The sequence below is a fragment of the Streptomyces sp. CT34 genome, assembly GCF_000805335.1.
In the GTDB taxonomy this organism is placed as follows: domain Bacteria; phylum Actinomycetota; class Actinomycetes; order Streptomycetales; family Streptomycetaceae; genus Streptomyces.
Genome location: NZ_KN708638.1, coordinates 2,067,286 through 2,074,524, shown reverse-complemented (window position 1 = coordinate 2,074,524; position 7,239 = coordinate 2,067,286). Strand labels below are relative to the sequence as shown.

At 74.2% G+C, this 7,239-nt stretch carries 6 protein-coding genes and 1 pseudogene; 5 read left to right on the top strand and 2 right to left on the bottom strand.

All coding sequences use genetic code 11. The annotated features are described in order from the left end of the window. Window positions 1-149: 149 nt before the first annotated feature. Window positions 150-647 carry a hypothetical protein gene (locus RZ84_RS09240; RefSeq protein ID WP_043263894.1) on the bottom strand — a complete coding sequence of 166 codons (498 nt, stop codon included), beginning with the start codon at window positions 645-647 and terminating at the stop codon, window positions 150-152. 144 nt (window positions 648-791) lie between these two features. On the opposite strand from RZ84_RS09240, the gene RZ84_RS09235 reads away from it, so the two are divergent. Both RZ84_RS09235 and RZ84_RS09230 read left to right on the top strand, forming a co-directional pair. Further along, window positions 792-1,529, top strand: coding sequence for an MBL fold metallo-hydrolase (locus tag RZ84_RS09235; RefSeq protein ID WP_043263893.1), 738 nt, complete (start codon window positions 792-794; stop codon window positions 1,527-1,529). A 131-nt stretch (window positions 1,530-1,660) separates the two neighbouring features. Beyond that, window positions 1,661-2,356 carry an alpha/beta fold hydrolase gene (locus RZ84_RS09230; protein ID WP_043263892.1) on the top strand — a complete coding sequence of 232 codons (696 nt, stop codon included), beginning with the start codon at window positions 1,661-1,663 and terminating at the stop codon, window positions 2,354-2,356. Window positions 2,357-2,383: 27 nt separating this feature from the next. On the opposite strand, the gene RZ84_RS09225 is transcribed toward RZ84_RS09230, so the two are convergent. Continuing rightward, on the bottom strand, window positions 2,384-3,295 hold the full coding sequence (locus tag RZ84_RS09225) for a hypothetical protein (protein ID WP_043263891.1): 912 nt from the start codon (window positions 3,293-3,295) through the stop codon (window positions 2,384-2,386). Window positions 3,296-3,460: 165 nt separating this feature from the next. Here RZ84_RS09225 and RZ84_RS09220 point away from each other — a divergent pair, with 165 nt between their 5' ends. The 3 genes and pseudogenes from RZ84_RS09220 to RZ84_RS40850 form a co-directional block, all read left to right on the top strand. Beyond that, complete coding sequence (locus tag RZ84_RS09220; RefSeq protein WP_043263890.1) at window positions 3,461-3,763, top strand: ATP-binding protein; 303 nt, start codon at window positions 3,461-3,463, stop codon at window positions 3,761-3,763. Window positions 3,764-3,935: 172 nt separating this feature from the next. Beyond that, on the top strand, window positions 3,936-6,533 hold the full coding sequence (gene pepN / locus RZ84_RS09215) for an aminopeptidase N (protein ID WP_043263889.1): 2,598 nt from the start codon (window positions 3,936-3,938) through the stop codon (window positions 6,531-6,533). Between the two features lie 469 nt (window positions 6,534-7,002). Beyond that, window positions 7,003-7,239: pseudogene (locus RZ84_RS40850) on the top strand (aspartate aminotransferase family protein); the annotation flags it as partial.

The window sequence follows — 7,239 nt, the reverse complement described above, 5'->3', positions numbered from 1 at the left end:
GCCCCCCCCCCGCCTGTCTGTCGCCTGTCTGTCGACGCCCCGCACGGACCCCGCCCGGCCCGCCCTTCGGGCGGACGACGGGAGTGTGACGACAGGACCTGGGCCGTGGCGTGCGCCAACGCCAACCGCCGGGCATCGCGGGCCGCTTGTCAGCCCTTCAGCAGCTGCTTGCCGGTGGCCGCGTCCACGATCTTGCGGCCCGCCAGCGGGCTCTTCAGCCGCACCTTCACCTTGTCGGTGGCCAGCTGCTCGGTGCACATCCCCTTCGCGCTCTTCTTCTTTCCCCAGCCGGAGACCACCACCAGATCCTTCGACTCCAGGCTGCGGGCGCCGAAGTGGGCGTCGCAGGCACTGTGGCCGACGGTCACCGTGATCTCCCGTACTCCGGAGCCCTGCGGGCGGTCGGCGCCGGCCAGCGGGAGCAGCGCCTCCTGGCGGCCCGGCACGGGGGAGACCTTCGGCCAGTCCTGCACCACCTGGGCGGCCCGCCGGGCGAAGGCGTCCTGCGGAGCCGGCGGCGCCGCGGCACCCACATGCTGCTCTCCCTTGGCGCAGCCGGAGAGCGCGACGGCGCCGGCCGCCGCCACGGACAGGACGAGGGCGGTCGTACGGACGCGGGAACGGGAGCGGTGAGCGGCGTACTGCATGACATGCCTCCTTGGGTCGCCGATGGGACGCGGCAGCGGCACGACGGGTTCCGCCGCCGCCACCGGGCACTTTCGCCGTCCGCACAATCCGCCCACGGCACAAAGCGGAGACCGGCCGGCCAGGCGGCGGCTAGCGTCCCGGACATGGACGCAGCACTCACCCGGATCGGCCGGCACGTCTGGCAACTCCCCCTCCCCGTAGGGCATGTGTACCTCGTCACGCTGCCCGGAGACGGCTACGCCGCGATCGACACCGGCATCCCCGGATCCGGCCCCGCCGTCCTCGGCGCGCTGGCCCAACTCGGCGCCCGGCCCGCCGCACTGCGGCAGATCGTGCTCACCCACTGCCACCTCGACCACATGGGATCGGCCGCCGAACTCGTCGCCGCCACCGGAGCCCGGGTCCTGGCCGGTGCCCTGGACGCCCCGTACATCCGCGGCACCGCCCCCGAACCGCCGCCGGTCCTGGGCCCGGCCGAACGGCAGCTGCACGAAGGCATCATGGCGGGACTCGCGGCCGGCGGGATGCCACCGCTGCGCCACACCGAGGTCGACCGCGAACTGCACGACGGCGACACCCTCGACGACTGGCACGAACCCGTACGGGTGCTGCACGTCCCCGGCCACACACCGGGCGGTATCGCGCTGCACCTCCCGCAGAGCCGGCTGCTCTTCCCCGGCGACATCATCGGCGCCGACCCGGACGGCGCGCACGCGGTCCTCGGGCCCTTCAACGTCGAACGCGCCGCGGCCGTCGCGTCGTTCCGACGGCTGGCGGCCCTGGCGGACCTCGACACGGTCTGCGTACCGCACGGCGGCCCGATCCGCTCCGGTGCCCGCGAGGTGCTGGCGGCGGCCACGCCGGAGGAGGACTGGGCCTGACGCCGGCCGGCTCGCGTCGGGATCGAGGCGACCGACACGTGTAACGTCGGGCACGGCCGCGCCGGACACCCCCGAGGCCGGCGTACGGCGGACCGTCGCGCGCGGCGCGAACCCGGCGAGAGGGACACGGTATGCAGCTGCACACCCATGAATGGGGGACCGGCGACCGGATCGCGGTACTGGTCCACGGGATCATGTCCGACCACCGCACCTGGCACCGGGTCGGCCCGGCCCTCGCCGGGCGGGGCTACCGCGTCATCGGCGTCGATCTGCGCGGCCACGGCCGCAGTCCGCGCGGCGAGTACAGCCCGGAGCTGTACGCCGACGACCTCGTGGACACCCTGCCGGCCGGCGCCGAGGTCGTCATCGGGCACTCGCTGGGCGGGCTGGCGCTGTCCCTGGCGGCCGAGCGGCTGCGGCCGGCGCGCGCGGTCTACAGCGATCCGGCGTGGGCACCGGTCGGGCCGGGGCAGCCGGTCGACCCCGCGGTGTTCGTGACGTTCAAGGGAGCCGACCGCACCCTGGTGCGGAACTTCAACCCGCGCTGGGACGACACCGACGTCGACATCGAGCTGGCCACGATCGCCGACTGGGACACCGGGACGGCCCTGGCCCTGTCCGAGAACCACCTGCGCGACCGGACGCCGCAGCGGCCGGTGGTCCCGTCGCTGGTGCAGATCGCGGGGGAGGGGTTCCTCTTCACCGAGAAGGCGGCGAAGGAGCTGACCGCCCGCGGTTTCGAGGTCCGTACGGTGCGCGGCGCGGGGCACACCATCCACCGGGACGACCTGGAGGGGTTCCTGGCCGGGCTGGAGGGGTGGATCTGACCGGCCCCGCACTTCCCTGACGCGGCGTCAAGTATCGCAGTCCAGAAGGGTTCCGCACAGGCCGCAGCGGGCCTGGAGCCGGCCGCGCACCGGGACACGGATGCGCTGCCAGCAGGCCGGGCAGGGGAACGACACCCGCGTCGGGGGCCCGCCGCCGGCCGCCGGTTCGAAGGCGTAGCCGTCGCCGGCAGCGGCGCTCCGGGCGGTGTGCCCGCCCTCCCGGGCCAGCCGGCGGTCCCTGGCGTAGCGCAGCCGGGCGGCCCAGCCGGCCGCGGCCAGCGGCGGGCGGCGGGCGTCCTGCCGGGCTCGCGCCCGCCCCGCGAGATACGCCTCGTACGCCTGCGGACTGGTGAACCACGGCGCCGGGTCCTCGCCGAAGAACTCGGCCCGCTTGGCGAGGACATAGCCGAACTCCTCCGGCGTCAGATAGCCGAGCTTCTGCGAGAACGGGCCGTGCTCGCGGTAGGCGTCCAGCAGCAGCCAGCCGGCGCCGAGGTAGGTGGTGGCGGTGTCGGTGAGGATCTCGTTGTCGCGGGTGCCGGGGAACGACAGGTCGAGCCGGTGCAGATAGACGTGCGTCACCTCGTGGGCCAGAGCGGCCCCGATGTCCTTGCGGTGCTTCCCGAACCGCTCGTTGAGCTCGACGAAGTACTCGGGGCCCGCGGTCAGTTCGACATGGGCGGCGTGCTCCATCTCGCGGAAGGTGACCACGATCCGGGCGTCCGGCAGCCGGAACTGGTGGACCATGGCGCGGGCGATGCGCTGGGCGCCCAGGTGGATGTCCTCGGCGTCGTCGAAGGCGACGTCCACCGGCAGCACGCTGGTGTCGAAGGCGCCGACCGTGTCACGGCTCAGGCGCCTGAAGAGGGCCGTCAGGGCCGCCCGGACCGTGTCGAGATGGGGAAATCCGTGCTGGATGTCGCTGCCGCCGCTCGCCATCCGGACACTGTACGGCGCGGCGGTCGAGCCGGGGCGCGATCCGCACGGGGGCGGGCACCGCCCCGGCCGCGCCCGCCGGGCCCCGGAACGCTCTCCCCGGGCCCGCGCGGCACCCGTTGCACGCTGTCCGTCGAGCCTGGACTGGCCGAGACCCTGCCCGCCGAGGTGGCCGCCGCCGTCCACCGCATCGTGCGCGAGGCGCTGACCAACATCCGCAAGCACGCCGCCGACGCCACCGCCGTACGGATCACGCCGCACACCGCCCCCGACGGCGCCGCACCGCGCATCGCCAACGACGGCGGCGACCCGGCCCGCCTCTCCGAACAGGCCGGCGGCGGAGGCTTCGGCCTGGCCGGACTCACCGAGCGGGCCCAGGCACTGGGCGGCACCCTGACCGCCGGGCCGCCACCCGAAGGCGGCTGGGAGATCGTCGCCGTACCGCCCCTGGAGAGCACCGCCGACCACTGACACCGCCCCGGCCGCGACCCCGCACACCGCGCGGCCCCGCAGGCCGACCGGGCGGCCCCGCACCGGACCGAACGCCGGCGCGAGACCCCCGCCGCCGCGCTGCCTCCCGGCGCCCTCCCGGCCCGCCCAAACCCCTGTGCGGCCCCCACCGGCCGTACGGCAGCATGACCCCATGCCCGTACTGCAGCGCGCCGCCGCGCAATCCCGAGCCCGGCTCATCGACGTCCAGCGTTACGACATCGCCCTCGACCTCACCCACGGCGACGAGCAGTTCACCTCCCGCACCACCATCCACTTCACCGCCCGCGAACCGGGCGACACCTTCGTCGAGATCCGCCCCGACACCCTCCACACCGCCACCCTCGACGGCCACCCCCTCGACCCCACCACCCTCGACGACAACCGCCTCCCCCTCACCGACCTCACCCCCGGCCCCCACGAACTCCGCCTCCACGCCACCATGCGCTACTCCCGCACCGGCGAAGGCATGCACCACTTCACCGACCCCGCCGACGGCGAGAGCTACGTCTACACCCAGCTCTTCATGGACGACATCCAGCGCGTCTTCGGCGCCTTCGACCAGCCCGACCTGAAGGCCGTCTTCAACCTCACCGTCACCGCCCCGCCCACCTGGACCGTCCTGGCCAACTCCCGCACCGAGCAGCAGCCCGACGGCACCTGGAAAGCCGCCCCCACCCCCCGCATCAGCAGCTACCTCGTCGCCGTCGCCGCCGGCCCCTGGCACTCCGTCCGCACCGAGCACGCCGGCCTCCCCTTCGGCATCCACTGCCGCCGCTCCCTCGCCCCCCACCTCGACGCCGACGCCGACGAGATCCTCGACCTCACCCGCCGCTGCTACGACCGCTACCACCAGATCTTCGAAGAGCCCTACCCCTTCGACTCCTACGACCAGGCATTCGTCCCCGAGTTCAACGCCGGCGCCATGGAGAACCCCGGCCTGGTCACCCTCCGCGACGAATTCGTCTTCCGCTCCGCCGTCACCGACACCGAACGCCAGAACCGCGGCATGGTCATCGCCCACGAGATGGCCCACATGTGGTTCGGCGACCTGGTCACCCTCCAGTGGTGGGACGACATCTGGCTGAACGAGTCCTTCGCCGAGTACATGGGCTACCAGGTCCTGTCCGAAGCCACCCGCTTCACCGACACCTGGACCGACTTCGCCATCGCCCGCAAGGGCTGGGGCACAGACGCCGACCAGCGGCCCTCCACCCACCCCGTCGCCCCCACCCCCGAAGACGTCCCCGACACCGCCTCCGCACTCCTCAACTTCGACGGCATCTCCTACGCCAAGGGCGCCTCCGCACTCCGCCAACTCGTCGCCTGGATGGGGGAGAAGGACTTCCTCACCGGCATCAACGACCACCTCGCCCGGCACCGCTTCGGCAACGCCACCCTCGCCGACTTCCTCGACTCCCTGGCCCGCGCCACCGACCGCGACGTCCACGCCTGGGCCGCCCGCTGGCTGCGCACCACCGGCGTCGACACCCTCACCCCGGCCACCACCGAGGACCGCGACACCTGGCACCTGGACATCACCCACACCGGCAGCCGCCCGCACCGCATCGCCGTCGGCACCTACGACCCGGACCCCGCCGACACCGGCCGGCTCACCCTGCGCGACCAATTCGAGGTGGACATCCCCCAGCAGGAAGGACGGACCCGGCAGACCTTCCCCCGGCCCGCCCCCGCCCTCGTCGTCCTCAACGACGGCGACCTGACCTACGCCAAGGTCCGCTTCGACGCCGACTCCTGGCAGACCGCCGCCCGCTCCCTGTCCACCCTGCCCCACCCGCTCACCCGCGCCGTCGTGTGGAACGCCGCCCGCGACATGGTCCGCGACGGCCAACTCCCGCCCGCCGCCTACCTGGACGTCGCCCGCGACCACCTCCCGCACGAGACCGACCTGGCCATCGTCCAAGGCGTCCTCGCCTTCGCCCGCACCCAGATCGCCGACCGCTACCTCCCCCTCCCCGAACGCCACACCGCCCTCGCCACCCTCACCGGCATCAGCCGCGACATCCTGCGCCGCACCGAAGGCCCCTCGAACGGCGCCGGCGCGGGCCTGCGGCTCACCGCCGTACGTGCCTTCATCGACAGCGCCCCCAGCCACGAAGGCATCCAGGACTGGCTCGACGACGGCAGCGTCCCCGGCGGCCCCGACCTCGACCACGAACTGCGCTGGCGCATCCTCGCCCGGCTCGCCACACTCGGCGCCGCCCCGCTCGCCGAACTCCGCGACACCATCGACGCGGAACTCGCCCGCGACCAGAGCGCCACCGGCCGCGAAGGCGCCGCCCGCTGCCACGCCGCCCTCCCCGACCCCGCCGCCAAACAGGCCGCCTGGAACGCCCTGTTCACCACCGGCGACGAGCGGCCCGACCGCGGCGACGACGGCGAGTCCGCCGAACCCGCAGAGCCCGCCGAACCCGCGGAACTTTCCAACTACCTCTTCACCGCGACCGCGGACGGCTTCTGGGCCCCCGAACAGTACGACCTGCTCCGCCCCTACGTGGCCCGCTACTTCGCCGCGGTCCCCGCCCTCGCCGCCCGCCGCGGCCCCGCCCTCGCCAAGGCCGCCGGCCGCCACGCCTTCCCCGCCGCATTCGTCGAGGAGGAGACCCTCCGGCTCGGCGAGCGCTGCCTCGCCGACGCCGACCCCACCCCCGCCCTGCGCCGCACCCTCGCCGACCAACTCGACGACCTGCGCCGGGCGTTGCACGTCCGGGAGGCCGCCGCGCAGCGCTAGGCCCCGTCGTCACACTCCCGTCGTCGGCCCGAAGGGCGGGCCGGGCGGCCTCCGGTGCGTGCTCTCGGCGTGCCTGGAGTACCGGGGTTGTCGTCCGGTGCGGCGAAGGGGGTCCCCCCGCCCGAGCCGTGCGAGGCCGGTTCGAGGGTGGGGGCGCGTGCAGGGCGTCGGCCGGCAGGCGGGAGTCCGACGACAGGAGCTGGGACCGGTCCGGCCGGTCCGGCCGCACCGGCGGGCCAGGGGAGGACCGGACCGGCGGGCCAGGGGTGGAAAGGCCCCGGTCGGCCCACCGCACAGGGGTGCCGCCGGGCCGGCAGCCGGCGGCCCCCGAACACTTGCGGGACATCTATCACCCGAATGGGTGATCCCGGGGTAACCGGTGGATACCCACCGTACATGGACAGTAACTTAGGTCGGCCTAAGGTCTGTGCCCCGTCGCACCCAACTCCCGCTGAAGAAGAGCCTCTTGATGCCAGATGCCCCTGCCGGCACCGCCCTCGCAGGCGGCACCAACGGCCCCCGCGCGCTCCGCCCGCTCCTCGACACCGTCCTCGACGCCCTCACCACCGGCGCCCAGGACCGCTCCGGCCCCCTCCCACCCGGCGGCCCCGACACCGTCGCCCGCGCCGTACGCGACACCTGCCTGCCCCTCCTCCCCGAACACGGCACCGGCCCGCACGCCGCCCTGCGCACCCTCGTCCACACC

Excerpts from the sequence above, each read along its gene's own strand:
- RZ84_RS09240 (WP_043263894.1), bottom strand. The coding sequence starts at position 647 with ATGCAGTACGCCGCTCACCGCTCCCGTTCCCGCGTCCGTACGACCGCC.
- RZ84_RS09225 (WP_043263891.1), bottom strand. The coding sequence starts at position 3,295 with ATGGCGAGCGGCGGCAGCGACATCCAGCACGGATTTCCCCATCTCGAC.
- RZ84_RS09230 (WP_043263892.1), top strand. The coding sequence starts at position 1,661 with ATGCAGCTGCACACCCATGAATGGGGGACCGGCGACCGGATCGCGGTA.
- pepN (WP_043263889.1), top strand. The coding sequence starts at position 3,936 with ATGCCCGTACTGCAGCGCGCCGCCGCGCAATCCCGAGCCCGGCTCATC.
- RZ84_RS09235 (WP_043263893.1), top strand. The coding sequence starts at position 792 with ATGGACGCAGCACTCACCCGGATCGGCCGGCACGTCTGGCAACTCCCC.